This window comes from Tardiphaga sp. OK246, assembly GCF_900188215.1.
In the GTDB taxonomy this organism is placed as follows: Bacteria; Pseudomonadota; Alphaproteobacteria; order Rhizobiales; family Xanthobacteraceae; genus Tardiphaga; species Tardiphaga robiniae.
The window spans coordinates 15877-41479 of sequence record NZ_FZOX01000008.1; the positions used below are offsets into that span (position 1 = coordinate 15877).

The window sequence follows — 25603 nt, forward strand, 5'->3', positions numbered from 1 at the left end:
AGGATGACCGCGAAAATCACCGCCGAGCCCGATTCCGACAGCGATCTCTGGGTGTTCGGCTATGGCTCGCTTATGTGGCGGCCGGGCTTCGAGTTCATCGAACAGGTCCCAGCCCGGCTGATCGGCGAACATCGGGCGCTCTGCGTCTATTCCTTCGACCACCGCGGCACGCCGGAAAAGCCCGGCCTCGTGCTCGGCCTGGATCGCGGCGGCGCCTGCCGCGGCATTGCCTTTCGCGTGGCGGCCAAGCTGCGCCATGACACCATCGCCTATCTCAGGGAGCGCGAGCAGACCACCCATGTCTATCGCGAGGTCATGCGCTCCGTCTGGCTCGATGACGTGGAGCGTACCCGCGTCAGCGCGCTGGCCTATGTGGTCGACCGCGGCCATGTGCAATATGCAGGGCGCCTGAGCCTCAGCGAGCAATTGCACTTCGTGCGGCAGGGCCACGGTCGTTCCGGGCTGAACCGCGATTACGTGCTGTCGACCGTGAAGGCCATTGAGGCCGAAGGTTTTCGCGATGCACAGCTGCATCAGCTCGCAGCCATGCTGCACGAGTGATTTGCAGTCCGGATGTAACGAAGCATGATCTTGGGCCGGCCCTTTCACTGACCTCACGCTCAGCATTATGCTTCATGCCAGCTAACCGGAACGCGACCAATGCCTTTTACCTGCCCTGTTTGTGGTTACCCCGATTTAGAAGAAGAACCACATAACGCGGAGGGGGGTGGTTCTCACGAGATCTGCTGCTCATGCGGCACCCACTTCGGCTACGATGATGTAATTAGCGGAGTTGGATCAGGCGCCTCGAACGCCATAGAGAATTGCGCACTGCATGGATCGAGAAGGGAATGCAGTGGTGGTCATCTGGGACGGCTCGCCCCCTGCTATGGAATCCTTCGAACCAGCTCAGCGACCTCGAAGAAAAGGAGAAGCGCGCCATCACGAAAACTGAACACCAAGAATAGACGCCTTTACCCTTCCTTCACCGCCACATTCGGCACGCGCCCAAAAATTTGCGCCTGCTCCGCGCGCGCCTCGGCAACGATGCGATCGGTGGCGGCCTCGATCGACGTGCTGATCGCCGCGATGAATTCCTTGCGCGGCAAACCGGGCGGCAACGGATCGAGAAACTCCACCACCAGCGTGCCGGGATAGCGCAGGAAAGTGCGGCGCGGCCAAAACAGGCCGGAATTCAGCGCCACCGGCAGACACGGCGCGCCGGATTTGGCGTAGATCTGCGCGACACCGGGTTTGTAATCCGGCGGTGCCTCGACGGGACGACGCGTGCCTTCGGGAAAGATAATGAGCTGACGGCCGAGCTGGATTTCTTCGGTGGCGCGCTTGGCCATATCGATGAGCGAACGCGCACCGCCATCGCGATCGACGCCGATCATCTTCGACTTCTTCAGGTACCAGCCAAAGAACGGAATCTGCCCGAGCTCGCGCTTGTAGATGAACAGCGGCCGATCGAAGAACGGCATCAGCGCGAAGGTCTCCCACATCGATTGATGTTTCGAGGCGACCACCAGCGGCCCCGCCGGAATTTTCTCGAGTCCGCGATAGTCGACCCTGGTGTTGCAGACGATACGCATGAGCCAGATGCTGCTGGTCGCCCACGCCTTCGCGATCGCCATGAACGCGCGCGGCGGCATCACGAAGGTTGGAATCGCCACCAGGATCCAGAACACCAGCAGCACATAGAACAGCACGTTGTAGATCAACGAACGCACGAATATCGAAGTCATGGTGTTCCGATCAGCTCAATTGCAGTTCAATTCGCAGACGCCGTGGCCGGCCGGCGCTGCGGCGCGTCGCTCTGCTGGTCGCTGCCGGAATCCGGCATCAGATCAATGCCGATATTCGCCAGCCGCACCCGCGCTTCGGCCGCGAGATATTTGACATATTCCGATAGCAGCAACCGCAGCGTCGGACCACTGGTCCACCACGGTTCGTCACGCCATTTGTCGCCAATCACCGAGAACGGAATCAGCTCGATATCCGGCATCTCATGTGACATTTCGACGATCGCGCGCGGCATGTGATAATTCGACGTCACCACGATCAGCGACTTGAAGCCGCGCTCATGGACCCAGCGCTTGGTCTCTACCGCATTGCTGCGGGTGTTGACGGCGGAGCGATCAAGATCGACGCAGCAATCCAGCAGCCGCTGGCTGTCGGGCAGCGTGCGCGAGATATTGGCGGCGCCGTTGGTCGGATGCACGCCAGAGATCAACAACCGTTTGCCGAAGCCATTGGCGAGCAATTCGAGCGCATCCGCAACGCGCGACGAACCGCCGGTCAGGACCACGATGCCGTCGGCATTCGCCGAGGGCTTCAGCTCGCCGCTGCGCAGTTGCGCGAGGAACGCGACAAAGCCGATGGCGCCGACCATGAAGGACAGTGCAAATGCGACCACAAGTGCCGCACGGATGACGCGCCGCCGCGGTGGCGCGGCAACGGGCATCTCCGTGGTGTCCTGGTCGTCGAGCAAGGTCATCGGTCTGGCGTTTGGTCCTTTGGCAGCAATCTTAGGTATTTTTCGGCGCCTTGGCGATGCCATCGCCTGTGCCTGACGCGTTACTCGATGTCGTTCAGCGTCGAGAACAATGTGCGGCGCGACGCCCAGGCGGTAATTCCTGCTATCAACAGCGCCTGCCCTGCCACCGCGAGATAGCCTGACGACCGCAGCGAGAACGTCCCCAGCAATGCAGCGAACTGGTCGCCCACCGGCGTGCCGGAAAACCAGCTCGCGATCGACTCGGAAAACCCGAACATCAGCATCGCGGCACCGCCGCCAATGATACCGCCCTGCAGGCCAAGCCGCAGAAAGTGGCGGAAGAAGCGATTAGCGATATAGCGGTCGCCCGCGCCGACGAAATGCAGCACCTCGACGATCGGCCGGTTCGCCGCCATCGCGCCGCGCGTCGCAAAGGATACAGAGATAATGGTGGCGATAATAACGAGCGCAAGGATGCCGAGCCCGGCCAGCACCGTTGCCGATGTCATCGACCGCATCCGCTCGACCCAGGCGCGATGATCGTCAACGCTGGCCGAGGGCACGGCCTGCGTCACCCGTTTGCGCAAGCCGATAATGTCCAGCGCCGTCCCCGGCGCGACACGTGCAATGATGACGCGCGGCACCGGCAGTTCGTCGAGCGACAGTCCCGTGCCGAGCCACGGCTCCAGCAACTGCGCCGATTGCTCCCGGCTATAGGGCTGCACCTCGACAATTCCCGGCTGGCCGCGAATGGCATCGGTCACCGCCTGCGTATCGCGGTCGAGATCGCGGCCGCCCTGCGGCTTCACCTGGATGGTGATTTCGCTGGCGACTTCCGATTGCCACTCTGACGCTGACGCGCTGATCAGCAGCACTGCACCTGTGGTGATGGAGGCGAGGAAAGTCATGATGGCGACGACGGCGACCAGCGCGCGGCCGGCGATCGAGCCGCGCGGCACGATCGGGGATGCATTGCGCGCCTTTGCCGGGACCTGCGGGCGATCGGTGCCGAGGTCCATCAGCGGGCCGTGTTCTTCGCCGATTCTACTCATAGATATGCAGCCGGCCTTGATGCAGCACCATGCGCCGCGCGTCGTATTGATCCATCAATGTAATATCGTGGGTCGCGATAATCACCGCGGTGCCCGACTTGTTGAGTTCGATGAACAGCCGCAGCAGACGCCGGCCCAGCGTCGGATCGACGTTACCCGTCGGCTCATCCGCCAGCAGAAGCATGGGCCGTGCGATCACCGCGCGCGCAATCGCAGCGCGCTGCTTCTCGCCACCCGACAGGATCGGCGGCAGCGCATCCATGCGATCGCCCAGACCCACCCATTTCAGGAGATCGATGACCTCGCGCCGGTAGCTGGACTCCTCACGCCCCATTACCCGGAACGGCAGCGCGACATTCTCATAGGTCGTCATGTGGTCGAGCAGGCGGAAATCCTGCAGCACGATACCGATGCGCTTGCGCAGGTCGGCGATCTCGTCCTTGCCGAGCAGCGAGATATCCTGGCCGAACAGATTGACCAACCCGCGGGTCGGCCGCAGCGACAGGAACAACAGACGCAGCAGCGAGGTCTTGCCGGCGCCGGAGGGACCGGTCAGGAACTGGAACGAATGCGCAGGGATCTGGAAATTGAGGTCGCGCAGAATCTCCGGGCCAAGCCCGTAGCGCAAACCAACATTTTCGAACCGGACCACATTCAGCTCCGTTCGATGGGTTCAAAAAGCCTCAAAAAGACGGTCAATTGCTTGTGCGGCCGTTATGGTTTCCGATTCGTTAACGGTCGTCTTGTAGCCTGCCGGCCATGTCATCGGCTATCGGCTCCATGCATATCGTTTGCCCCAATTGCACGACGTCCTACGCCGTGAACCCGGCCACGTTCGGCGATGCCGGACGGACAGTGCGCTGCGCCCGCTGCAAGGAAGTCTGGCTGGCGCGCCCAGAGGATCTCTCCCGCGCCGAAGCCCGTATTCCCGCCATGGCGGCGAAGGCCAGCGAGCCCGATCCGAACGAGGATATGAGCGCCTGGGGCGTGACCGAGGACGACGACGCCTCGGCACCGAACGTTCCGGTGGTGGAAAGCCCGTCGATTTCCGCTGACTGGCCGACCGACGCCAATGATCGCACCGAAACCGCCGACTGGGCCACGCTGGCGCAACACGACGCGGTGGCCGCGATGCGGGCCACCCCGCCATCGCGCTTCGCAGCGCTGCGCCGTTTCGTGCCGTCGCTGCCGCGCCTGTTCGTCATGCCGAAGCACAGTCTGCCGATCGCGACCGCTACCATGGCGTCGCTGTTGCTCGCACTGGTGATCTGGCGCGTCGATCTGGTCAAGCTGATGCCGCAGACCGCGACTTTCTATCAGGCGGTCGGCCTCGACGTGAATGTGCGCGGCCTTGCCTTCAAGGACGTCAAGGTCACCACCGAGACCGTCGATGGCAAGTCGGTCTTGCTCATCGAAGGCCTGATCGTGTCAGAGACCCGCATCCCCACCGCATTGCCACGCCTGCGTTTCGTGGTACGCGACGAGAAGGGGACTGAAATATATGGCTGGAACGCCGTGCTCGAGCAGCCCGGCCTCAATCCCGGCGACAAGACATGGTTTCGATCGCGGCTGGCCTCGCCGCCGGCCGAGGGCCGCAGTATCGATGTGCGCTTCTTCACCAAGCGCGACGTCGCCGGCGCGTAAGTCTGAGGAGTTGTCGTGGCGCGTATCCTGATTGCTGATGACGAAGAATCGATGCGGCTGCTGGTCGGCCGCGCCATCGCCATGGATGGCCACGAGATCGTCACTGCCGAAGACGGCGCCGAAGCGCTGGAGATCCTTACCGAGCAGGGCGGCGCATTCGACCTGCTGCTGACCGACATCAAGATGCCTGTCATGGACGGCATTGCGCTAGCGCTGGCCGTCGCGCGCGATTTCCCCGAGCTGACAATCCTGCTGATGACCGGTTACGCCGACCAGCGCGAACGCGCGACGGGCCTGAATGCGATCGTGCACGATGTGGTGACGAAGCCGTTTTCCGTGGCGGATATCCGCACTGCGGTGGCGGACGCACTGGCAGTGAAGAACAAGGAATAGAGGGCTCTTTCTTATCCCTCCCCCAAGCGGCGGAGCCGCGCAGCGGGGAGGGTGGCTGGCCGAAGGCCAGACGGGTGGGGTCTCGCCCCACGTGAGAGCGCTGCTTGTGGCACCCCCACCTCGGCCTATCGGCCGCCCCTCCCCGCAAGGGGTATTACTGAGGTCGGCGCTTCAAAATTCCGCTCAATAATCCTTCAGCAACCGCTCGATGTAATCGAGTTCGAGCTGCGGCCGCGTCGTGTCGCCGAGACGACGACGCAACTCTTCCAGGATCCTCCGCACACGCTGCACGTCGATCTCGCCGGGAATCTTCACCGTGAGGTCGTCGCCGAGTTCGCGGCCACGCAGCGGACGCCCGAGCGGATCGCTTTGCCGGCCACCGCTCTGCTGGCGGCCGGGATTGTTGCCAGGGCCGTCGTTCTGGCCTTCACCCTCGCCCTGCTGCATGGCCTGCGCGAGCTTCTGGGCGCCCTTGCGGAGTGCATCGAGCGCCTTGCCCTGCGAACCCACCGCGCCGTCGGCATTGCCCTCGCCGAGCTGGCCGCCGGCATCGCCCATGGCACTGTCGGCATCGCCGAGACCATCACCGTCGCCGTCACCATCGGCGTCCGCCTGATCGTCACCGCCTTGACCTTGCTGGCCTTGTTGCCCCTGCTGGCCCTTTTGCCCCTGCCCTTTTTGGCCCTTCTGACCCTGGCCCATGCCCTGCTTGGCGAGCTGGTCCTGTAGCTGCTTGAGGCGGTCGCGCAGGTTTTGCTGATCCTGCTGCAGATCGCCCATACCCTGCTCGCCCTGCTTGCCGCGGCGGCGCTCGTTGCGCTGATCCTGGCCCTGCTTGAAGGTCTTGTCGCGCAACTGCTGCTGCTTGCGGATCATGTCCCCAAGCTCGTTCATCGCCTGATCCATCTCGCTGTCACCGGACTGGCCGGGCTGCGCCATCTGCAGGTTTTCCAGCATCTGCTGCATCTGTTCGAGCAGTTGCTTGGCGGCGTCCTTGTCGCCGGAGCGCGACAGCCGCTCCATGCGCTCGATCATATTGTTGAGGTCCTGCTGCCGCATCACCTTGGTGTTCTTGTCGAGCGGACGCGCCAGTTGCTGCGGGTTCTGCTTCATCTGCTCGGCGAGCTGCTTCAGAAAGTTATCCAGCGCCGCACGCAGGTTCTCGGTGAGCTTCTTGATCTCCTCGTCACTGGCGCCGCGCTCCAGTGCCTGCTTCAGCGCGTCCTGTGCCGCCTTCAGCGCCTTGTCGACATCGGTGATGTCGCCGTCCTCGATGGTGACGGCGAGCGCCCACAGGCTGGCGACGACTTCTTTCAGGGCTGCGTCGGTGCGGGCGCGTTCGATCTGGGTGGCAACACTGCGCAGCCCGAGATACTGACCGGCTTCCGGCGTGAAAGCTTCCGGCGCGATCATCAGGGCCTGCAGCGCGAAGGAGACCTGACCGCGCTGATTGGCGTCGAGTGCCAGGATACGGCGCTGTTCGATCAGCGCGCGCGGCAACGGCTTGGTGAACAGCCGCTCCGGCAGCCGCATGTTGAACGGCTCGCTCTTGCCCTCGTTGCCCGACTCGTCCTTGGCCGTCAGCGTCAGCGTGACATCGGCGCCGGCATAGGGATCCTCGCTGAGATCCTTAACGGTCTGGCCGACACCGTTGCGCGTGCGCGCATTTGGCAGCACCAGCGCAAATGACGGCGCATCGAACAGCGGCCGCGGCTTGGCGGCTTCCTTGATGCCATCCTTGGTCTCGGCGGGACGCGCCGCGAATAGCGCATGGGCTTCGGTAACGCCGTAGTCGTCCTCGAGCTTGTAGGACATCTGCAGCGAACCGCGCGCCTGACGCTCCGGGTCCTTGGCGAGCGCGATGGTCGGCGGACGATCACCCGTTGCCGTGAACTTCCACTGCGGCTGGCCGGACGGCGCACGGACATGTGCTGTCCCGTCAGACGTGATGGTGAAATGCTTTTCGTTGGTGCCCTTCGGGGCTTCCGCCGTCGGCGCCACGTCAGCGACACCGCCGGTGAGAACGACATCAAGCGCACCACCGCTAGAGCGCACGATCAGCGTCGAGCCCGACGGCACCGGCAATGCAGCGGCATCGGCCGTGGACGCGTCCTTGTTGGCGGCAGACAGGATGATCGGCGGCTTTCCGGTGTAAGGCGGCGGCGTGATCCAGGCGTCGACGCGCACATTCGCCGGCGCCAGCACGCCGTTCCAGTCGAACGCCGCCATGATCCGCGCGCCGCGCTCGCCACTGGCGGCAAACCAGGTGGCAAACAGCAGCACGACCACGATGGCGCGCAGCGCCCAGGGGTCATGGATCGCCAGACGCGGCGACGGCAGGCCAGCGCGGATTTTCTTGAGCGAGGCCAGCGTACGCTCGCGCTGAACCAGCCACAGCGCCCGGGCCATCGGGTCCTGCGACGACAGCGTGTCGGTCAGCGCCGTTGCGGGACGATGCGCAATGCCGGTGCCGCGATCGAGGCGCGACAAGCCCTCTTCACGCGACGGCCAGCGAAACTTCAGGAGAGGAACCAGCGTCGCCAGCGCGGCAATGACGAACAACGCAAGACCGATGGCGCGCGCCGTGAAGGGAAGCGTCAGCCACAGACCAGCCCAGGACGCCACCAGAAACAAACCGACGACGCTGAGCAGCCGGGCCAGATGCGGCCATCCCCGCTCCCAGGCAATCGCCACGCGGGCACGCTGCAGCGCCTGCGCCAGCTGAAGCTGCGCCGCCGCCTGACGATCGGCATTTGGATCGTGTGGGGGTTGTGGTCGGTCGGGGGGCGCAGCGCTCAACGACGATCTCCGATGTTACCGCACGACACACTAGCACGGCGGCGGCAATGAGGCATGGCACGGGGGCCATCCGTGCACATGCAAAGCCTGAGCCTAAGTCGATTCGGAGCGATTGGGGTCACGAAGGCGTGAGGGGTCTTTGTAAGGGAACGCCGGCCGTGCGCTCCCTCGCCCCGCTCTTGCGGGGAGAGGGTGGAGTGAGGGGCTCTTCGAGATCCGCCTACCTGCGCTTGAGCTTGAAGAGAGCCCCGTGCCCCGCCCCTCACCCGCCGCGAAGGCGCGGCGACCTCTCCCCGCGCAGGGCGGGGAGAGGTAAAATCACCGCCTCACAACCAGGGCGCGGCCTTGTCCATGGCGATCAGCTGCTCGACTTCGATCCGCGGGCGGACCACCGCATACTGATCGTCCTTCACCAGCACTTCCGGGACCAGCGCGCGGGTGTTGTAGGTTCCCGCCTGCACGGCGCCATAGGCGCCGGCGGTCATGATCGCGAGCAGATCGCCGGACTTCAGCTCCGGCAGCTTGCGGTCGAGGGCGAGGTAATCGCCGGTCTCACAGACAGGGCCGACCACATCGACAGCCGCCAGCTTCGCACCGGGCGCTGGCGCCGCCACCGGAAGGATCTCGTGATAGGCCTCGTACAAAGTCGGCCGAATCAGATCGTTCATGGCCGCATCGATGATGACGAAGGTCTTGCCGTCGCCATGCTTCACATGGATGACGCGCGCAACGAGAATGCCGGCATTGCCGACGATCATGCGGCCGGGCTCGAACATCAGCGTGCAGCCGAGATTGTGCGTCACGCGCTTGACCATGGCCGCATAGGCCATCGGCTCCGGCGGCGCGGCGCGGTCCTCATAATAGGGAATGCCGAGGCCGCCGCCGAAATCGACATGCGAAATCGTGTGGCCGTCGTTGCGCAGCACGGTGACGAAATCGGCCAGGATGCGAAATGCCTGCTCCATCGGGGCGAGATCGGTGATCTGGCTGCCGATATGCATATCGACGCCGGTGACCTCAATGCCCGGTAGCTTCGCAGCGCGGGCATAGACCTCGCGTGCCTTGCTGATGGGGATACCGAACTTGTTTTCGGACTTGCCGGTGGAGATCTTGGCATGCGTGCCGGAATCCACATCGGGATTCACGCGGATCGAGATCCGCGCCGTACGGCCGGTCTCGCTGGCGATCTCCGACAGCAATGCGAGTTCAGGCTCCGACTCGATATTGAGGCAGAGAATGTCTTCGTCGAGCGCCAGCCGCAGTTCATCCGCCGTCTTGCCGACGCCGGAAAACACGATCTTCTTCGGCGGAATGCCGGCGGCGAGCGCGCGCTTCAACTCACCACCGGAGACCACGTCGGCGCCCGCGCCGAGCTTGGCCAGCGTACGCAGCACCGACTGGTTGGAATTCGCCTTCATGGCGTAGCAGACGAGGGCCTTGGTATCGGCAAAGGCCTCGGTAAAGACGCGGTAGTGCCGCTCCAGCGTGGCGGTCGAATAGCAATAGAATGGCGTGCCGACGGCGTCCGCCATTTCGGCAATATCAACGCCTTCGGCGTGCAGCACGCCGTTGCGATAGTCAAAATGGCGCATGGCGAGTTAGTCCAGGATCGGATCGAGCAGGAACGGTTTCTTGCGACCACGGGTCGCTGCCGGCGGGCCCTCATCGACACCGTTCGAAGGCGCGAACACGTCCCTGCCCTTGTTGGCAGCCGACTGTGCATCGGGATCCGCTGCCGGAGCGCCGGTGCCCATCGGCTGCGCGGATGCCTGTGGCGGCAGATCGAGGCCGCCTTTACGGCCGCAGCCAGCCAGCGCCAAAGCAGAAGCGGTCAGAACGAGAATGGCCCATCGCGCGGACGCAGGGCGGGTCGGACAAGTCACAGCGAAATCCCCAAATGCGGGCGCACCATACAAAGATTGCTGCGCTCTGGCGAGACCCCGAAATCCATTGAATTTTCGCACGCCGGGCCCGCTCAGCCCAATTTCCGCTCTTTTTCCAGTCGCTTGAGCCAGGCCTTCGCCTGCGACGTCACATTCTTCGGCGCCGTGCCGCCATAGCTGACCCGGCTCTTCACCGAGGATTCCACCGACAGCACCTTCATCACTTCTGCCGTGATCTTCGGTTCCACCGCCTGCATCTCCTTCAGGTCGAGCTCGTGCAACGCCACGCCCTTCTTGGTGGCGATGCCGACGATCCGGCCGGTGACGTGATGCGCCTCGCGGAACGGCATTTTCAGCGTCCGCACCAGCCAGTCGGCCAGATCGGTGGCGGTGGCATAGCCCTCGCCGGCGGCAAGCTTCATGCGCTCCTCGTTGGGCACGAGATCGCGCACCATGCCAGCAATCGCGCGGATCGCCAGCGATAGCGCCGAATAGGCTTCCATCGCGCCCGCTTTGTCTTCCTGCATGTCCTTCTGATAGGCTAGCGGCAGACCCTTCATGACAATCAACAATCCGGTGAGCGATCCGATCACGCGACCGGTCTTGGCGCGCACCAGTTCGGCGGCATCCGGATTGCGCTTCTGCGGCATGATCGAGGAGCCGGTGGTGAACTTGTCCGAGAGTCTGACGAGGCCGACCAGCGGCGAGGTCCAGATCACGATCTCCTCGGCGAAGCGCGACAGATGCACGGCCGCGATCGACGCCGCCGACAGTGTCTCCAGCACGAAATCGCGATCCGACACCGCATCGAGCGAATTCGCCATCGGGCGATCGAAGCCCAGCGCCTTGGCGGTGGCATGGCGGTCGATCGGGAACGAGGTGCCGGCCAGCGCGGCCGCGCCGAGCGGGCTTTCATTGAGGCGCTTGCGCGCATCGGCGAAGCGGCCGCGATCCCGCGACACCATTTCCACATAGGCCAGCAGATGATGACCGAAGGTCACCGGCTGCGCGGTCTGCAGATGTGTGAAGCCGGGCATGACCGTGTCGGCATGCTCCAGCGCACGATCGACCAGTGCCCGCTGCAGCGACGCAAAGGCCGCATCGATCTCGTCGATCGTATCGCGCACGAACAGACGGAAGTCGGTCGCGACCTGGTCGTTGCGCGAACGCGCGGTGTGCAAGCGGCCGGAGGCCGGGCCGATCAGCTCGCCGAGCCGGCTCTCCACATTCATGTGAATGTCTTCGAGCGCACGCTTGAATGTGAACGCCCCCTTGGTGATCTCTGACAGGATCGTGTCTAGACCGCCTGCGATATTTTTCGCATCTTTCGCCGTGATAATCCCTTGCTTGGCAAGCATCGCAGCATGGGCCTTGGACGCGGTGATGTCCTGGGCATAGAGGTGGCGATCGACGTCGATGGAGACATTGATTTCCTCCATGATGGCGTCGGGGCTTTCATCAAACAGCCCGCCCCACATCTTGTTGCTCACATTGGAGCCCTTACCGTCATTGCTGGACTTGCCGTTGCCCTTGCGCGAAGCCATGAATTGTCACTCATCTTTAACCGCAGCCGACGGATCGTCCGTCGCCAACCGTTGCATAGCCCTAACTGAGACCGAATGACAAACCCTATGCCCGACCAGCCTGCCCCCCGTCCGGCCAAACGCCGCCTGATCGTGCTTGGCGCGGTGCTCGTCGGCGCCGTGATCGGCTTTGCCGCGGTATCCAATATGGATCGGCTGCGGCAGCAGGCTGCGCCGGGCGATCCGACCTGCGCGCCGGCCATCGCACTGTCGAAGAAGATCGAGCCGCTGGCGCGCGGCGAAGTCGCCGGCCTGACCATGGCCAGGACGCCGCTGAAACTGCCGGACCTCGCTTTCAGGGATGCCGACGGCCAGGAGAAGAAGCTGTCCGACTGGCGCGGCCGGACGGTGCTGGTGAACCTGTGGGCCACCTGGTGCGTGCCCTGCCGCAAGGAAATGCCGGCGCTGAACAACCTCGAGACCAAGCTCGGCGGCCCGGATTTCCAGGTCGTTGCGATCAATATCGACACCCGCGACGCCGAGAAGCCGAAGGCCTTTCTGAAAGACGGCGGCCTCAACCGGCTGGATTATTTCACCGACACCTCAGCCAAGGTGTTCCAGGACCTCAAGGGCATCGGCCGTGCACTGGGTATGCCGACCTCGGTGCTGATCGACGGCAAGGGCTGCGAGATCGCGACCATCGCCGGCCCCGCCGAATGGGACAGCGAAGATGCCATCAAGCTGCTGAAAGCGGCGGTGAAGCCCGCCGCGGCCAGTTTCTGAAGACCACAGCACAGACAACTGCGACATACGGCCGCCTGCGCGGATCGCAAAATTCTCCAGAATGCTGTCGGATGAACGCAATTGCGTTCGTCTTGAAAACAACCGGGCCACGCGCGCCCGGCGCCGACGCATGACAGCAGGGAGAAACGACCAATGGCCTATATCGACGGATTCCTCGTTCCGGTGCCGAAGAAGAAGCTGAAAGCCTATGCCGCCATCGCGCGCAAGGCCGGCAAAATCTGGCGCGAATACGGCGCACTCGACTATCAGGAATGTGTCGCCGATGACGTCAGCGTCGGCAAATGGACATCGTTCCCGCGCAGCGTGAAACTGAAACCCGACGAGACCGTTGTGTTTTCCTATATCATCTACAAGACGCGCAAAGATCGCGACCGCATCAACGCCAAAGTGATGAAGGATCCGCGCCTCGCCAAGATGATGGATCCGAAGGCGATGCCGTTCGATGCCAAGCGCATGATCTATGGTGGCTTCAAGACGCTGGTTTCAGTCTGACGCAACAACGGAGGACGCCATGACGCCGCACGGTCATTTCAACTGGAATGAATTCGTGACGCGCGATCCCGAGCGCGCGAAAGCCTTCTATCAGGAGACCATCGGCTGGACCTATCAGGCCAAGAAGCTGGCGGGCGGCGGCATCTACTGGATCGCAATGATGGACAATGTGCCGGTCGGCGGCATCTTCCACGCGGAAGGCCCGGGCTACGAGAATGTACCCGATGGCTGGATGCCGTATCTCGCGGTCGACGATGTCGATGCGCGTGTGAAGAAAGCCGTCGCGGCCGGCGCGACGCTGATGCGGCCGGTATTCGACATTCCCGATGTCGGCCGGCTCGCAATCCTGCTGCAGCCCGGCGGTGCCGGGATCGGCTGGATCACACCGGTCGCGTAAGAGAAGCCCGGAGGCAGCGGGCTGCTGCCTCCCTTCGCGCTTCAGGCCGGCACTTCGCCGCCGCTGCGCGACAGCAACACGAGCAGCGCGCCCGCCAGTGTCGCCGCTGCGAGATAACCAACGGCACCGAACGGGCCAAAACCGTCGACCAGAATGCCGCCAACGACTGCGCCAACCGTGATCGCGACCTGGAAAGCCGACACGAGCAGGCCGCCCGCAGATTCAGCTTCGTCCGATGCGACCCGCACCATCCATGTCTGGAAGCCAACCGGCAGCACGCCGAAGGCAAAACCCCAGAGACCAACCGCGATGCCCGCGACAAGGCCCGAAGCGCCAAAGACAAACAGCACCAGCGCGAGCACGGCGATCGCCGCAGATCCCGTGACGATCGCAAGTTTCGCACTACGGGCGACAAGCACCCCGCCCGCGAAATTGCCGAAGAAACCGCCAACGCCATAAGCCAGCAGGACGAGCGAGATCGCAGTGACCGGAAGCTGCGGCACTTGTTCGAGGAAATGCCGGACGTAAGTGAATCCGGCGAAGTGGCCCGAGATACTGACGGCGATTGCGATCATCACAAGCCGGACACTGGGCCGACGCATCAGCACGAACAGCGTGCGCACATCCGGTGATGTGAGCGGCGGCAAGCGCGGCAGCGTCAGCACCTGAAAGACGAGCACGACGGCGCCGACAGCGGCCGCCAGCAAGAACACGTTCCGCCAGCCCCACAGATCTCCAAGATATGCACCGATGGGCGCAGCGCTGACGGTGGCGATCGAAACGCCACTGAAAATCAGCGAGATCGCGCGCGGCAGCGCCTCCGCCGGAACAAGCCGCATCGCGGTGGCCGTTGCCATTGCCCAAAAACCGCTGAGGCTGATGCCGAGCAGCACGCGGGCAAGCAACAGGATTGGAAGATTGCTCGCGGTAGCCGACAGCAGATTGGACACGATCAGCAGCACCGTGAGCGACCACAGGACGACGCGGCGATCCATGGCGCGTGTCACAATGGCCGTCGCAAGTCCGGCGATGATCCCGACAAGGGAGGTCGCCGTCACCACCTGCCCGGCAGCGCCAACCGAGACCCCGAGATCCGTGGCGATCGGCGTGAGCAGGCTGGCGGGCAGGAATTCAGCCGTGACCTGGCTGAACGCGCCAAGCATCAAGGAGACAACAGCCGCCCAGGCTGCGTTCGTCCGCTCATTGGTTATTGGAGAAACATCGGCATCAAGTGCGGCAGTGGCGGAATCAGTCATGGCAGTCTCCAGCAGGGACCCCGGAGATGGAGGTGACCCCCTGGAGTTTCCATGCTAGAAAACCCTCAATGCTTGATCATTCGTCCACACCTGTCGCCACTCACCCCCTGACTGAAATGCTCCGGGGCTTGAAGATTGAGGGCGTCGATTACGTCCGCTGCCGCATGACCGAGCCATGGGGGCTGGTATTCCCGGCACGGCCGAAGGCGCAATTCCACTTCGTCGCCGAGCGCGGCTGCTGGCTGCGAACTCTGGATAACGCGTGGGTCCGCCTTGAACCAGGCGATGCCGTCTTGCTGCCGCGCGGCGCGGAACACGCGCTGGCGAGTTCACCCGATGCCTTCCCGGCACCGGTTGAGAATTGCCAGTTCGAGCCGGTGTGCTGCGGCATCCTCGACACCTGCAGCGGCGGCAACAGAAATGGCGAAGAAACCGTGCTGTTCGGCGCCGGCATGACCTTCAACCTCGACAGCCAGCATCCGTTACTGCTGATGATGCCTGAACTGATGCAGATGCACGAACTTGCCACCGACGAGCCCGCCATCCCGCATCTGCTTGAGGCCATGACATCCGAACTGGCGCTGGATCGCGTCGGTGCCGGCGGCATGCTGACGCGGCTGGCCGATGTTGTCGCCGCTGCACTGATCCGCAACTGGGTGGAGAAGGGCTGCGGCTCTGCCGGTTGGGTCGCAGCAGCGCGCGATCCCGGTATCGGGCGGGTTCTCGCCGCGATCCATCGCGATCCGACCAGGGATTGGACCGTTGAGGCGCTGGCGAACGTCATGCATGCGTCACGCTCGGCATTTGCATTGCGCTTCGCCAATGTCGTCGGCCAGACACCGGCGCGTTACGTCGCGCAATTGCGGATGCAGGAAGCAAAGCAGTGGCTCGTTCGCGACCGCCTGAAGATCGCGGTCGTCGCACGTCGGCTTGGCTATGAATCGGAAGCCGCGTTCAGCCGCGCCTTCAAGCGCATCATTGGCGCGCCGCCGAGCCATTTTCGCGCGACACTGACTGCTGCGTCCAGTGGCGAACAGCCAGGTTCGACAGCGCCTTAAGCGGCGATATCGAGATTGCCGCCGACGCCCGCGCCGAGATTGGCCTGGGAGGCCTGCTGTGCGCCACCGAGCAGCGTGAGCACAGTGTTCTTTTCCATGTCGGCATTCGACTTCATGATCGAGGTCGAAATCTGCTGCTGCGTTCCCGCTGCCTTCATGGCAAGCGCGCTGGCAACCAAGGCCATATCCATCAAAAACACTCCGTAACGTCGTACCGCCGGTATAGCGGTGCGGGGTTAACGAATGTTGACCTCGCGCAACAATCAGCCGGCATTCGCCCGAAATGCCGCACCCAGCGTGCGCAGCGCGCCGCGCGCCCGCGCATCGGTGAGGCTGGAATGCAGCATCGTCTCGGCATCCTGCAATTTCGGCAGACCGAGGCGCGGGCCGAGATCGATGCTGCCGGCGGGAGCAACACGGCGGACCAGCGCACCAACGGCGAGACCGGCGGAAATCGCCGCGCCGATGGTCGCAACGCCGCCGCCAACGAAGGCTTCGGTCCACGGAATGCCAGCCCCATCGAGTGCCGCAATCGCCGCCGAACGGACCGTACATGGCGCGGACTGCGCCGCGAGTCGCAGCGGCTCACCGGGCGCGTGCCGAAAATCCAGCGTGCCCATCCAGCCAAATGGTTCTTCCATCAAGACCTCGCCGTCACCACGTCGCCTGTCGATCCGCAACACGATCGCCGCGTCGAGATCGCCAGCGTCATAGGCCGACAGCAGGACCCGCGATGACTCGATCCGCAATTCGATCACCAGCGACGGATCGGTCGCGCTCATGCGTTTCAATACGTCGGCGAGATCGGCGCCGACGAGATGATGGCTGATCCCCACCACCAGACGCCGCCGCTCCGCAGCGAATGAGCCAATGGCCGACTGATGCGCCGCGACGAGATTTCGCGCGGAGGCCAGAAAAGCCGCCCCCTCCGCCGACAGGCGCACCAGCCGCGGCGTTCGCTCCAGCAGGCGCTTGCCCAGCCCGCTTTCCAGCCGCTTGATCTTCAGGCTGATCGCCGACTGCGTGCTTCCCATCGCCTCGGCTGCGCGGGTGAAGCTGGTGAGATCGGCCACCAGCACGAAGGCCTGCACGGCCTCGATATCGAGCGCTTTCATCGGCCAATCATTTCAATATGACATCATTGAAATATTATTTCATACGATTTTCCAATGATCAATATGGGATTAGGTTTGTTGCATCGGATTTGAACGACAGGAGACCACCATGCCGCTGGTTCGCATTTCACTGAAGAAGGGCAAGCCCGCCGCCTATCGGGAGGTGATCGCCGAAGGCGTCTATCAGGCGCTGCGCGAGACCTTCAACGTCCCGGAGGGCGACCGGTTCGTCACCATCTCGGAGCACGAGGATGGCACTTTCATCTATGATCCGAATTATCTCGGCATTCGCCGGACCGATGATCTGGTCATCATCCAGTTGACGGTGAGTAACACTCGTCCGCGAGAGCAGAAGCAGGCGCTCTACAAACGGATCGTCGAGAAGTTGACTGACAGACCGGGCCTGCGGCCCGAAGACGTCTTCATCAACCTCGTCGAAGTGCTGCCCGAGAACTGGTCGTTCGGCAACGGCGTGGCGCAGTACGTGACATGATTACGCAGCGCGAGACATTGATGGCGCATCTGTGCGGAGTCGGCATGGGCATGGCGATGATCGTCGGGATGCTGCCGGCGGTGACGAAGCTGATGCGAATGTTGATTTAACTTGGTCGCGAGGCCAACCACACACACCATCGTCATCTGCGGGCAGCGCGAAGCAAGCTTCGCTGGATGACCCGCGGATCCATCCTTCTTCCTTGCATGCGTAAAGGTGGATTGTCGGGTCAAGCCAGGCAATGACAGCGTTCTATCTTAAAAAAGACGAGCGCTTCGCCTTAACGCGTCGGGATCGGCTTCTCGCCGCGGTAGTCGTAGAAACCGCGCTGGGTCTTGCGACCGAGCCAGCCGGCTTCGACATATTTCACTAGCAGCGGGCACGGCCGATACTTGGAGTCGGCAAGGCCTTCATGCAGCACCTGCATGATCGACAGGCACGTATCGAGGCCGATGAAGTCGGCGAGTTCGAGCGGGCCCATCGGGTGATGCGCACCGAGCTTCATCGCAGCATCGATGGCTTCGACATTGCCGACGCCTTCATACAGCGTGTAGATCGCCTCGTTGATCATCGGCAACAGAATGCGGTTGACGATGAAGGCCGGGAAATCTTCCGAGACGGCGATCTGCTTGCCGAGCCTCGTGACGAAGTCCTTGGACGCATCGAAGGTCGCGTCATCGGTGGCAATGCCGCGGATCAGTTCGACCAGCTCCATCAACGGCACCGGATTCATGAAGTGAATGCCGATGAATTTCTCGGGACGGTCGGTCGACGCGGCGAGGCGCGTGATCGAGATCGACGATGTGTTGGAGGCGATGATTGCCTCCGGCTTCAACACGGCGCAGAGATCGTGGAAGATCTTGCGCTTGATCTCTTCCTTCTCGACAGCGGATTCGATCACGAGATCGCAATCGGCAAGGCCGTCCATCGTGTCCGACGAGGTGATGCGATCCAGCGCGGCCTTGCGTGCATCCTCGGTGATGACCTTCTTCGACACCTGACGCGACAGGTTGCCGTTGATCGTCGCCATGGCAGACTTCAGGCGGTCGGCAGAGACATCGTTCAGCACAACTTCGAGGCCGCCCAATGCAGCCACATGCGCAATGCCATTGCCCATCTGGCCCGAGCCGATCACGCCGACTTTCTTGATCATAACCGCCATCTTGCTTGTCATCTCTGGGAACACGCCGCCCGCGCATGCCGCGTTCGGAAAGCTATCTTTACATAAAATATCGGCCGGAGTCAGTCACTCCGGCCGATGTCGTTAATTGAGGCGCAAAGCCCTAATTCAGCAAGGCCTTATTTGCCAAATCCTTGCCCGCCGGACCTCTACTTGCCGAGTGCTTCGGTCAGCTCCGGCACGGCCTGGTAGAGGTCGGCGACCAGGCCGTAATCGGCGACCTGGAAGATCGGCGCGTCTTCGTCCTTGTTGATCGCGACGATCACCTTGGAGTCCTTCATGCCGGCGAGATGCTGGATCGCGCCGGAAATGCCGATGGCAATATACAGCTCCGGAGCCACGACCTTGCCGGTCTGGCCGACCTGCCAGTCGTTCGGGGCATAACCGGCATCCACCGCGGCGCGCGAGGCGCCGACACCGGCGCCGAGCTTGTCGGCGAGCGGCTCGATGTATTTGGCAAAGTTCTCGCGGCTCTGCATGGCACGGCCACCGGACACGATGATCTTCGCCGAGGTCAGTTCCGGACGATCGCTCTTGGCCATGTCCTCGCCGACGAAGGTCGACAAACCCGGATTCTCGGCCGTCTTGGCGTCTTCCACCGCCGCGCTGCCGCCTTCACCGGCTGCACCGAAGGTCGAGGTACGCACCGTAATGACCTTCTTGGCGTCCTTGGACTTCACGGTCTGGATCGCGTTACCGGCGTAGATCGGACGCTCATAGGTGTCGGGCGCAATCACCTTGGTGATTTCCGACACCTGCATCACGTCGAGCAAGGCGGCGACGCGCGGCATCACATTCTTCGAGCGCGTGGTCGCAGCGGCGATCAGCACGTCATAGGCGGGCGCCAGCGACACGATCAGCGCGGCCAGCGGCTCGGCAAGATCATGGGCATAAGAGGCGTCGTCGGCGAGCAGTACCTTGGTGACGCCCTGCAGCTTGGCGGCAGCTTCCGCGGCCGGCTTCGCATTCTGGCCGGCAACGAGGATGTGCACCTCGCCGCCGATCTGGGTGGCAGCGGTGAGCGCCTTGTTGGTGGAATCCTTCAGGGTGGCGTTGTCGTGATCGGCAAGCAGCAATGTCGGCATTAGAGCACCCCGGCTTCAGTCTTGAGTTTCGATACCAGTTCGGCGACGTCCTTGACCTTGACGCCGGCCTTGCGGCCGCCCGGTTCGCTGGTCTTGATGATCTCGAGACGCGGAGAGATATCGACGCCGTAACCATCGGCGGTCTTCTCGTCGATCGGCTTCTTCTTTGCCTTCATGATGTTCGGCAGCGAGGCGTAGCGCGGCTCGTTCAGACGAAGGTCGGTAGTCACGATCGCCGGTCCCTTGAGCTTGACGGTCTGCAGACCGCCATCGACTTCACGGGTCACGGTGACGTCGTCGCCTTCAACAACCAGCTTGTTGGCGAAGGTCGCCTGCGGCCAGCCGAGCAGCGCAGCCAGCATCTGGCCGGTCTGGTTGGCGTCGTCGTCGATCGCCTGCTTGCCGAGGATCACCAGGCCGGGCTTTTCCTCATCGGCGACGGCCTTGAGGATCTTCGCCACGGCGAGCGGCTCCACGGTGCCTTCAACCTTGACGAGGATGCCACGGTCCGCGCCCATCGCGAGGCCGGTGCGGAGGGTTTCGGACGCCTGTGCGGGACCGATCGAGACCACGACCACCTCGGTTGCCTTGCCGGCCTCTTTCAGGCGCAGGGCTTCCTCGACAGCGATTTCGTCGAACGGATTCATCGACATCTTGACGTTGGACAGTTCGACGCCCGATCCGTCGCTCTTGACGCGAACCTTGACGTTGTAATCGACCACCCGTTTGACCGCGACCAGAACCTTCATCGATCCTCTTTCGTGTGAGTTTTATTGTTTCAGAGCTTGCTCGGAAGCTTGGGCGCGGAACCTAAAGCCCCTGCCACACGGGGTCAACGCGCCAGACCCTAAAATCGAGTATCTCTAGGCCAGCCGATTTAGCCGAAATTACCGGTTCTGGCCGGGCACCCAGAGCACATCGCCGGCGCCATTGTCGTTCTGCGAGCGGCTGGCGACGAAGAGGAAGTCCGACAGCCGGTTCATATACTGGATACCAGCGTCCGAGACCGGCTCATCGGGCTGGGCGGCGAGTTCCACTATGATCCGTTCCGCACGACGGCAGATCGTACGGGCGACATGAAGGTGAGCGGCGGCTGGAGTTCCGCCAGGCAAAACAAACGAGGTCAGATCGGCCAGCGGCGCGTTGAGCATGTCAATATCGTTCTCCAACCGCTCGACCTGACTCGCCAGCAGGCGCAGCCGCTCGGCCTTGCCCTCGCGCTGCGGAACCGCGAGATCGGCCCCGAGATCGAACAGATCGTTCTGGATCAGCCCGAGCATCGCATCCAGGGACCGCGCATGGGCGAGATGCAATCGCACCACGCCGATCGCGGCATTGGTCTCATCCACGGTTCCATAGGCGCTGACGCGGAGATCGTATTTCGGTCGACGCTCGCCGGTGCCGAGAGCTGTCGTGCCGTCATCGCCAGTGCGGGTGTAGATGCGGTTGAGAACGACCATCGAATTGATCCAGCGCCAGTTAAGGAATTTGCGTCAGCGGCCCATCGCCCAGACGGTGGCCATGGTGAGGATAATGGCGACGAATTGCAGCACCACGCGCCACCGCATCAGCTTCTGCGAGCGATCCGGCGAGCCGCCGCGCATCATGTTGAACAGGCCAAGCAGCAGGACCAGCGCAACGGCGCCGACCGCGATGGGGAGGATAATATTGCTGAGCGTTGACGTCATATCAGCTACATAACACTGCGCCACAGGCTGCGCTATCGCCGACCGTCAAAATGGCACAGCGGTCACGCGCGCGCCGTAATGCAACGATCTGGCTTTTTCGCGTTAGATATCAGAAGCTAACATGAGGGCCGGTGATTTGCCGGGCCGATCCCGAACCAGGTGGCACGTGGGGCAGATACGCACCGTCTACGATGTCGTGATGGACGCCTTCTATACGTTTCTTGCCGATGACGGCTGGGCGATCGCCAGCCATATCGCCCTCTCCACCCTGATGGCGCTGTTTCCGTTCCTGATCGTGCTGGCCTCGCTGGCCGGCTTTTTCGGCTCCAAGAATCTCGCCGATCAGGCCGTCGGCCTGCTGCTGGAGGTCTGGCCCGATCAGGTGGCCGGCGCCCTGTCCTCGCAGATCCACGACGTGCTGACCACCACCCGCGGCGATGCGCTGACCATTGGTCTCGTGCTCGCAGTGTATTTCGCCTCCAACGGCGTCGAGAGCCTGCGCGTTGCCCTGAACCGCGCATACTCGGTGATCGAGCTGCGGCGCTGGTACTGGCTGCGGCTGGAGTCGATCGGCTACACGCTGGTCGCTGCCGTCACCGCGCTGGCCATGGCGTTCCTGATCGTGCTCGGCCCGCTGATGCTGGAAATCGTACGGCGCTATGTGCCGCTGATGGTGGAGAACAACGAGCGGCTGCTGACGGTGGCGCGTTACGGCATCACCATCGTCGCCATGGTGATCGCATTATTCATCCTGCATGTGTGGCTGCCGGCAGGCCGCCGCACCTTCAGTCAGATCCTGCCGGGCATCATCTTCACGATGCTGGCGTCGCTGGCCTCAGGTATCGGCTTCGGTCTTTATCTGGCGCGCTTCGCCAACAACTACGTGACGATGTATGCCGGCCTGGCGTCGGTGATCATCGCGCTGGTGTTTCTGTACTTTATTGCGGCGATCTTCGTGTTCGGCGGCGAACTCAATGCCGCCATCATCAAGTCGCGGTTGCCCCACGGCGTCTCGCTTCAAGCAGCGCAGTCGCTAGCGCCCGCGGAGACACCGGTTTGATCAGGAACGCGTCGGCGCCCGCCTGACGCGACGCGGCTTCGTCTTCACTGCGACCGGACACGCCAATGATCGCGACGCGGCCATGCGGCGCCCTCAGCGCACGGATCTGCCGGATCGCCTCGACGCCGTCGATACCCGGCAGCACCATGTCCATGAGCACCGCATCGAACGTGCCCTGCGCGACGCGCTCCGCCGCTGCTTCGCCACGACCGATGAACTCGGCCTGATGGCCGAGTTCGGTGAGAATGGCATTGAGCACGACGCGACCAAACGGATTGTCCTCAACGCTCAGCACCCGCAGCGCGTCTCCCGGCGCAAAAGCAGCATCATCGGCGCTCGACATGATGGCGATCGGACCACTCGTCTTGTCGAGGCCGACCGTCAGCGTGAACACTGTCCCACCACCGCGGCTCTGCGCCACAGTGATGTCGCCACCCATGGCGCGGGCGAGTTGCTTCACCGACGACAGGCCAAGGCCCGCACCGCCAAAACGCGACGCGATCGAGACATTGGCCTGCGAGAACGGTTTGAACAGCCGCTTGATCTCGGCCAGCGTGAGGCCGATGCCACTATCGGAGACGGTGAAGGATACGCCGACCTTGCCCGCCATGCGCACAGGCGAGACCTTCAGCGCCACATTGCCCTGCTCGGTAAATTTCACCGCATTGTCGATCAGATTTTCCAGCGCCGCGCGCAGCCGCACGGGATCGCCGATCACGAACACCGGCAGTCTGTCGGAGATCACGACCCGCGACAGCAGTCCCTTGGCAGCCGCGCGGCCTGCGAGCGAGTCGCCAATGTTGCGGGCAAGCGCGCGCAGATCGAAGAAATCCTGCCGCAATTCGAATCTGGATTTGTTGCTGCGCGCCGCATCGACGAACAATGTCGCGAGACCCGCCAGATGTTCGGCGCCAGCCTTGATCGTCTCGACCCAGCGCCGCTCACGCTCGTCGAGATCGGAGGTGGCCAGCAGATCACTGACCGCAAGAATGCCGGTCAGCGGCGTGCGCACCTCATGGGCAAACACCGCCAGCGCGGTTTCCACCATCGTATCGGCACGCGGGGACATGCGCTTGGCGCGCGGCTTCGATGCAGGCTTCTTCACCGCACGCTTCTTGGCCACGCGTTTTTTCAGCGTTTGCTTGGTGCGCGTCCGCATCTTGCGCGGAGAGCGCGATGTCAGCGCCATATGATGCCCACCCGTCCCGGCGGCACCATGCCACGGCGAGGCGCGCGGAGTCACGCCGCGGGCCTCGTCCAGCTTGCGAATTTCTCGCGGCGCGCTTGCGGCTAACTTGCGGCAGACGGGTCAGGCAGCCCGACCGTGCGGCGGATATCCGCTGGTGTAGCGCCCTGGGTTCGCAATTCACGCAGGCTGGTCGAGCCGGTCGACTTCGACAGTTTGGCACCGGTGCCATCGCGCACGAGCAAATGATGCCGATAGACCGGTTGCGGCAGGCCGAGCAGTTGCTGCAACAGCCGGTGCACGCTGGTCGACCAGAACAGATCCTGGCCGCGCACCACATGGGTCACCCCCTGCAGCGCATCGTCGATCACGACCGAGAGATGATAGCTGGTCGGCGTTTCCTTGCGGGCCAGAATTACATCGCCCCACGCACCTGGCTGCGCGACAACGGCTCCGGTCTCGCCACACGGGCCTGCGCCCTGATCGGTCCACGTCAGTGAACCGCTGGCAGCAATGGCTTTGGTCATATCGAGCCGCAACGCCATCGGCGTATCCGCCTGTTTGAGTTCGGCGACAGCCTGCGGCGACAACGATCTGGCAATGCCTGGATAGAGAGGCGCACCATCGGGATCGCGCGGCCATGAGCCTTTCGCTTCTTCGGCCGCGATCATGCGCGCGATCTCGGTGCGGCTCTCGAAGCTCGGATAGAGCAGTCCCATGGCGGCGAGCCGCTCGGTCGCGGCGCGGTAGTCGGCGAAATGCTGCGACTGTCGCCGTACCGGCATCTCCCAGGCGATGCCGAGCCAGGCAAGATCCTCGTAGATCGCCGCCTCGAATTCCGGCCGGCAGCGCGTGGCATCGATATCCTCGATCCGCAGCAGCAACCGGCCACCGGCCTCACGCGCCAGATCGAAATTCAGCAGCGCCGAATAGGCATGGCCGAGATGCAGATAGCCGTTGGGGCTGGGCGCGAAGCGAAAAACAGGGGCCATCACAGGTTTGCCTAGATCAGGTCGCGCGCGAAAGCACGCGTCAGCCAGTCCATGAACACACGCACCCGCGGCGAGAGCTGGCGATTGCGCGGATAGAGCAGCGACACGGGCGACGGCGTCGGCGGATGTTGCGGCAGCACCTCGACCAGCGTGCCATCGGCGAGTTCGCCCTTGATCCGATAGTGCGGCACCTGCACCAGGCCGAAGCCGAGTTTCGCCATGGCCACGTAATTTTCCGCGCTGTTCACCGTGATCGCCACCCGCAAGGAGACAAGACGCAGCGCGCCGCTGTCCTGAAATTCCAGCGGCAGCACCGCGCCCGTCGCCGAGGAGTGATAGCCGACCATGCGATGGCCTTCGAGCACATCAATGGACAAAGGCATGCCCATGCGCGCTAGATAGGACGGCGCGGCGCAGGTGACTTCGTCCATCATGGTCAGCAGGCGCGCCACCATATCGCTGTCGCGGAGCTCGCCGACACGCACCACGCAGTCGATGCCCTCGCGGATCAGATCGACCAGCCGGTCGCCCTCGCTGAGATAGAGCTGGATATCAGGATATTCGGCGAGAAAGTCCGGCAGATGCGGCAGCACGAAATTGCGCGCCAGCGTGCCGTTCATATCCACCCGCAATGGCCCCTTGGGCTTGGCCCCGCAGAACGCGCTTTCGGCGTCTTCAAGATCGGCAATCAGCGTCAGGCAACGCTGGTGATAGGCCTCGCCGTCCAGCGTCGGTCGCACCAGCCGCGTTGTGCGCTCGAGCAGTCGCACGCCGAGCCGCGCCTCGATCTGCTTCACGGCGTCGGTGACGGTCGACCGCGGCAGACCTAGATCTTCGGCTGCCGCCGTAAAGCTGCGCCGCTCCACCACCCGGGTAAACACCCGCATCGTCTCGAAACGGTCCATCTCTTTGTTCGCTAAATCCGGATTGTGATGCCAGATAATGCATCATTATCCGGAAAATGGAATGGCCTAAGTTTCTCCCATCAGAACGGCGCTGCCAG

The 25603-nt window shown here is 63.2% G+C and carries 28 protein-coding genes; 9 read left to right on the plus strand and 19 right to left on the minus strand.

Annotated features, from left to right (window positions below):
- Positions 1–3: 3 nt before the first annotated feature.
- Complete coding sequence (locus CHC01_RS27865; RefSeq protein WP_089267609.1) at positions 4–561, plus strand: gamma-glutamylcyclotransferase; 558 nt, start codon at positions 4–6, stop codon at positions 559–561.
- A gap of 413 nt (positions 562–974) precedes the next feature.
- On the opposite strand, the gene CHC01_RS27870 is transcribed toward CHC01_RS27865, so the two are convergent.
- The 4 genes from CHC01_RS27870 to ftsE all read right to left on the minus strand — a co-directional run bounded on the left by CHC01_RS27870 (position 975) and on the right by ftsE (position 4204).
- The gene (locus CHC01_RS27870) at positions 975–1748 is read right to left on the minus strand and encodes a lysophospholipid acyltransferase family protein (protein ID WP_089267610.1); all 774 of its coding nucleotides are present in this window, start codon (positions 1746–1748) and stop codon (positions 975–977) included.
- A gap of 26 nt (positions 1749–1774) precedes the next feature.
- Positions 1775–2500 (minus strand): YdcF family protein, encoded by a 726-nt coding sequence (locus CHC01_RS27875; RefSeq protein ID WP_089267611.1) that lies wholly within the window; start codon positions 2498–2500, stop codon positions 1775–1777.
- A gap of 80 nt (positions 2501–2580) precedes the next feature.
- Positions 2581–3552 carry a cell division protein FtsX gene (locus tag CHC01_RS27880; RefSeq protein ID WP_068729178.1) on the minus strand — a complete coding sequence of 324 codons (972 nt, stop codon included), beginning with the start codon at positions 3550–3552 and terminating at the stop codon, positions 2581–2583.
- Entirely contained in the window at positions 3545–4204 is a 660-nt protein-coding gene (ftsE, locus tag CHC01_RS27885) for a cell division ATP-binding protein FtsE (protein ID WP_068729180.1), read from the minus strand. Before ftsE ends, CHC01_RS27880 begins: the two co-directional genes overlap by 8 nt.
- Before the next feature lie 128 nt (positions 4205–4332).
- Here ftsE and CHC01_RS27890 point away from each other — a divergent pair, with 128 nt between their 5' ends.
- The gene (locus CHC01_RS27890) at positions 4333–5196 is read left to right on the plus strand and encodes an MJ0042-type zinc finger domain-containing protein (protein ID WP_089267831.1); all 864 of its coding nucleotides are present in this window, start codon (positions 4333–4335) and stop codon (positions 5194–5196) included.
- Positions 5197–5211: 15 nt separating this feature from the next.
- Positions 5212–5589 carry a response regulator gene (locus CHC01_RS27895; RefSeq protein WP_089267612.1) on the plus strand — a complete coding sequence of 126 codons (378 nt, stop codon included), beginning with the start codon at positions 5212–5214 and terminating at the stop codon, positions 5587–5589.
- Between the two features lie 183 nt (positions 5590–5772).
- Here CHC01_RS27895 and CHC01_RS27900 read toward each other — a convergent pair whose 3' ends face one another.
- The 4 genes from CHC01_RS27900 to argH all read right to left on the minus strand — a co-directional run bounded on the left by CHC01_RS27900 (position 5773) and on the right by argH (position 11761).
- A complete protein-coding gene (locus CHC01_RS27900; RefSeq protein ID WP_089267613.1) occupies positions 5773–8388 on the minus strand; it encodes a TIGR02302 family protein in 2616 nt (871 codons plus the stop codon).
- 326 nt (positions 8389–8714) lie between these two features.
- Entirely contained in the window at positions 8715–9980 is a 1266-nt protein-coding gene (gene lysA, locus CHC01_RS27905) for a diaminopimelate decarboxylase (protein WP_089267614.1), read from the minus strand.
- Between the two features lie 6 nt (positions 9981–9986).
- Positions 9987–10271 carry an LPS translocon maturation chaperone LptM gene (gene lptM, locus CHC01_RS27910; protein WP_089267832.1) on the minus strand — a complete coding sequence of 95 codons (285 nt, stop codon included), beginning with the start codon at positions 10269–10271 and terminating at the stop codon, positions 9987–9989.
- A 92-nt stretch (positions 10272–10363) separates the two neighbouring features.
- Positions 10364–11761: an argininosuccinate lyase gene (argH, locus tag CHC01_RS27915; protein ID WP_089267833.1), complete on the minus strand. Its 1398-nt coding sequence runs from the start codon at positions 11759–11761 to the stop codon at positions 10364–10366.
- 129 nt (positions 11762–11890) lie between these two features.
- Here argH and tlpA point away from each other — a divergent pair, with 129 nt between their 5' ends.
- The 3 genes from tlpA (at position 11891) to CHC01_RS27930 (ending at position 13487) form a co-directional block, all read left to right on the plus strand.
- Complete coding sequence (gene tlpA / locus CHC01_RS27920; RefSeq protein ID WP_089267615.1) at positions 11891–12577, plus strand: thiol:disulfide interchange protein TlpA; 687 nt, start codon at positions 11891–11893, stop codon at positions 12575–12577.
- Positions 12578–12730: 153 nt separating this feature from the next.
- On the plus strand, positions 12731–13090 hold the full coding sequence (locus CHC01_RS27925; protein WP_089267616.1) for a DUF1428 domain-containing protein: 360 nt from the start codon (positions 12731–12733) through the stop codon (positions 13088–13090).
- Between the two features lie 19 nt (positions 13091–13109).
- Complete coding sequence (locus CHC01_RS27930; protein ID WP_089267617.1) at positions 13110–13487, plus strand: VOC family protein; 378 nt, start codon at positions 13110–13112, stop codon at positions 13485–13487.
- Between the two features lie 41 nt (positions 13488–13528).
- Here CHC01_RS27930 and CHC01_RS27935 read toward each other — a convergent pair whose 3' ends face one another.
- Positions 13529–14743: an MFS transporter gene (locus CHC01_RS27935; RefSeq protein WP_089267618.1), complete on the minus strand. Its 1215-nt coding sequence runs from the start codon at positions 14741–14743 to the stop codon at positions 13529–13531.
- A gap of 68 nt (positions 14744–14811) precedes the next feature.
- Between CHC01_RS27935 and CHC01_RS27940 the strand changes: the two genes are divergently transcribed.
- Positions 14812–15801, plus strand: coding sequence for an AraC family transcriptional regulator (locus CHC01_RS27940; protein ID WP_089267619.1), 990 nt, complete (start codon positions 14812–14814; stop codon positions 15799–15801).
- Here CHC01_RS27940 and CHC01_RS27945 read toward each other — a convergent pair.
- Positions 15798–15992 (minus strand): putative motility protein, encoded by a 195-nt coding sequence (locus CHC01_RS27945; RefSeq protein ID WP_089267620.1) that lies wholly within the window; start codon positions 15990–15992, stop codon positions 15798–15800. The genes CHC01_RS27940 and CHC01_RS27945 overlap by 4 nt on opposite strands.
- A 72-nt stretch (positions 15993–16064) precedes the next feature.
- Positions 16065–16916: a LysR family transcriptional regulator gene (locus CHC01_RS27950; RefSeq protein ID WP_089267621.1), complete on the minus strand. Its 852-nt coding sequence runs from the start codon at positions 16914–16916 to the stop codon at positions 16065–16067.
- 109 nt (positions 16917–17025) lie between these two features.
- Here CHC01_RS27950 and CHC01_RS27955 point away from each other — a divergent pair, with 109 nt between their 5' ends.
- A complete protein-coding gene (locus tag CHC01_RS27955; protein WP_089267622.1) occupies positions 17026–17409 on the plus strand; it encodes a tautomerase family protein in 384 nt (127 codons plus the stop codon).
- Between the two features lie 280 nt (positions 17410–17689).
- Here CHC01_RS27955 and CHC01_RS27960 read toward each other — a convergent pair whose 3' ends face one another.
- From CHC01_RS27960 to CHC01_RS27980, 5 genes are all read right to left on the minus strand, one after another.
- Positions 17690–18571: a 3-hydroxybutyryl-CoA dehydrogenase gene (locus CHC01_RS27960; RefSeq protein WP_089267834.1), complete on the minus strand. Its 882-nt coding sequence runs from the start codon at positions 18569–18571 to the stop codon at positions 17690–17692.
- A gap of 167 nt (positions 18572–18738) precedes the next feature.
- Entirely contained in the window at positions 18739–19674 is a 936-nt protein-coding gene (locus CHC01_RS27965) for an electron transfer flavoprotein subunit alpha/FixB family protein (RefSeq protein ID WP_089267623.1), read from the minus strand.
- Positions 19674–20423, minus strand: a complete 750-nt coding sequence (locus CHC01_RS27970; RefSeq protein ID WP_089267624.1) for an electron transfer flavoprotein subunit beta/FixA family protein — start codon at positions 20421–20423, stop codon at positions 19674–19676. The genes CHC01_RS27965 and CHC01_RS27970 overlap by 1 nt, the downstream gene beginning before the upstream one ends.
- 138 nt (positions 20424–20561) lie before the next feature.
- Positions 20562–21134 carry a cob(I)yrinic acid a,c-diamide adenosyltransferase gene (locus CHC01_RS27975; RefSeq protein ID WP_089267625.1) on the minus strand — a complete coding sequence of 191 codons (573 nt, stop codon included), beginning with the start codon at positions 21132–21134 and terminating at the stop codon, positions 20562–20564.
- Positions 21135–21167: 33 nt separating this feature from the next.
- On the minus strand, positions 21168–21362 hold the full coding sequence (locus CHC01_RS27980; protein ID WP_068730376.1) for a twin transmembrane helix small protein: 195 nt from the start codon (positions 21360–21362) through the stop codon (positions 21168–21170).
- A 199-nt stretch (positions 21363–21561) separates the two neighbouring features.
- On the opposite strand from CHC01_RS27980, the gene CHC01_RS27985 reads away from it, so the two are divergent.
- Entirely contained in the window at positions 21562–22422 is an 861-nt protein-coding gene (locus CHC01_RS27985; RefSeq protein ID WP_210269064.1) for a YihY/virulence factor BrkB family protein, read from the plus strand.
- Here the strand turns inward: CHC01_RS27985 and CHC01_RS27990 are convergent.
- From CHC01_RS27990 to CHC01_RS28000, 3 genes are all read right to left on the minus strand, one after another.
- The gene (locus CHC01_RS27990; RefSeq protein WP_089267627.1) at positions 22349–23611 is read right to left on the minus strand and encodes an ATP-binding protein; all 1263 of its coding nucleotides are present in this window, start codon (positions 23609–23611) and stop codon (positions 22349–22351) included. The two genes, CHC01_RS27985 and CHC01_RS27990, sit on opposite strands and share 74 nt — an antisense overlap.
- A gap of 101 nt (positions 23612–23712) precedes the next feature.
- Positions 23713–24600, minus strand: a complete 888-nt coding sequence (gene gluQRS / locus CHC01_RS27995) for a tRNA glutamyl-Q(34) synthetase GluQRS (protein ID WP_502695687.1) — start codon at positions 24598–24600, stop codon at positions 23713–23715.
- Between the two features lie 11 nt (positions 24601–24611).
- Positions 24612–25505: a LysR family transcriptional regulator gene (locus tag CHC01_RS28000; protein WP_089267629.1), complete on the minus strand. Its 894-nt coding sequence runs from the start codon at positions 25503–25505 to the stop codon at positions 24612–24614.
- Positions 25506–25603 lie beyond the last annotated feature (98 nt).

Bases quoted from the DNA above. Each gene is read 5' to 3' on its own strand.
- CHC01_RS27865 (WP_089267609.1), top strand. From the start codon at position 4: ATGACCGCGAAAATCACCGCCGAGCCCGATTCCGACAGCGATCTCTGG.
- CHC01_RS27870 (WP_089267610.1), bottom strand. From the start codon at position 1,748: ATGACTTCGATATTCGTGCGTTCGTTGATCTACAACGTGCTGTTCTAT.
- CHC01_RS27875 (WP_089267611.1), bottom strand. From the start codon at position 2,500: ATGACCTTGCTCGACGACCAGGACACCACGGAGATGCCCGTTGCCGCG.
- CHC01_RS27880 (WP_068729178.1), bottom strand. From the start codon at position 3,552: ATGAGTAGAATCGGCGAAGAACACGGCCCGCTGATGGACCTCGGCACC.
- CHC01_RS27890 (WP_089267831.1), top strand. From the start codon at position 4,333: ATGCATATCGTTTGCCCCAATTGCACGACGTCCTACGCCGTGAACCCG.
- lysA (WP_089267614.1), bottom strand. From the start codon at position 9,980: ATGCGCCATTTTGACTATCGCAACGGCGTGCTGCACGCCGAAGGCGTT.
- tlpA (WP_089267615.1), top strand. From the start codon at position 11,891: ATGACAAACCCTATGCCCGACCAGCCTGCCCCCCGTCCGGCCAAACGC.
- CHC01_RS27925 (WP_089267616.1), top strand. From the start codon at position 12,731: ATGGCCTATATCGACGGATTCCTCGTTCCGGTGCCGAAGAAGAAGCTG.
- CHC01_RS27930 (WP_089267617.1), top strand. From the start codon at position 13,110: ATGACGCCGCACGGTCATTTCAACTGGAATGAATTCGTGACGCGCGAT.
- CHC01_RS27935 (WP_089267618.1), bottom strand. From the start codon at position 14,743: ATGACTGATTCCGCCACTGCCGCACTTGATGCCGATGTTTCTCCAATA.
- CHC01_RS27940 (WP_089267619.1), top strand. From the start codon at position 14,812: ATGCTTGATCATTCGTCCACACCTGTCGCCACTCACCCCCTGACTGAA.
- CHC01_RS27945 (WP_089267620.1), bottom strand. From the start codon at position 15,992: ATGGATATGGCCTTGGTTGCCAGCGCGCTTGCCATGAAGGCAGCGGGA.
- CHC01_RS27950 (WP_089267621.1), bottom strand. From the start codon at position 16,916: ATGAAAGCGCTCGATATCGAGGCCGTGCAGGCCTTCGTGCTGGTGGCC.
- CHC01_RS27955 (WP_089267622.1), top strand. From the start codon at position 17,026: ATGCCGCTGGTTCGCATTTCACTGAAGAAGGGCAAGCCCGCCGCCTAT.
- CHC01_RS27960 (WP_089267834.1), bottom strand. From the start codon at position 18,571: ATGGCGGTTATGATCAAGAAAGTCGGCGTGATCGGCTCGGGCCAGATG.
- CHC01_RS27965 (WP_089267623.1), bottom strand. From the start codon at position 19,674: ATGCCGACATTGCTGCTTGCCGATCACGACAACGCCACCCTGAAGGAT.
- CHC01_RS27970 (WP_089267624.1), bottom strand. From the start codon at position 20,423: ATGAAGGTTCTGGTCGCGGTCAAACGGGTGGTCGATTACAACGTCAAG.
- CHC01_RS27975 (WP_089267625.1), bottom strand. From the start codon at position 21,134: ATGGTCGTTCTCAACCGCATCTACACCCGCACTGGCGATGACGGCACG.
- CHC01_RS27980 (WP_068730376.1), bottom strand. From the start codon at position 21,362: ATGACGTCAACGCTCAGCAATATTATCCTCCCCATCGCGGTCGGCGCC.
- CHC01_RS27985 (WP_210269064.1), top strand. From the start codon at position 21,562: ATGGACGCCTTCTATACGTTTCTTGCCGATGACGGCTGGGCGATCGCC.
- CHC01_RS27990 (WP_089267627.1), bottom strand. From the start codon at position 23,611: ATGGCGCTGACATCGCGCTCTCCGCGCAAGATGCGGACGCGCACCAAG.
- gluQRS (WP_502695687.1), bottom strand. From the start codon at position 24,600: ATGGCCCCTGTTTTTCGCTTCGCGCCCAGCCCCAACGGCTATCTGCAT.
- CHC01_RS28000 (WP_089267629.1), bottom strand. From the start codon at position 25,505: ATGGACCGTTTCGAGACGATGCGGGTGTTTACCCGGGTGGTGGAGCGG.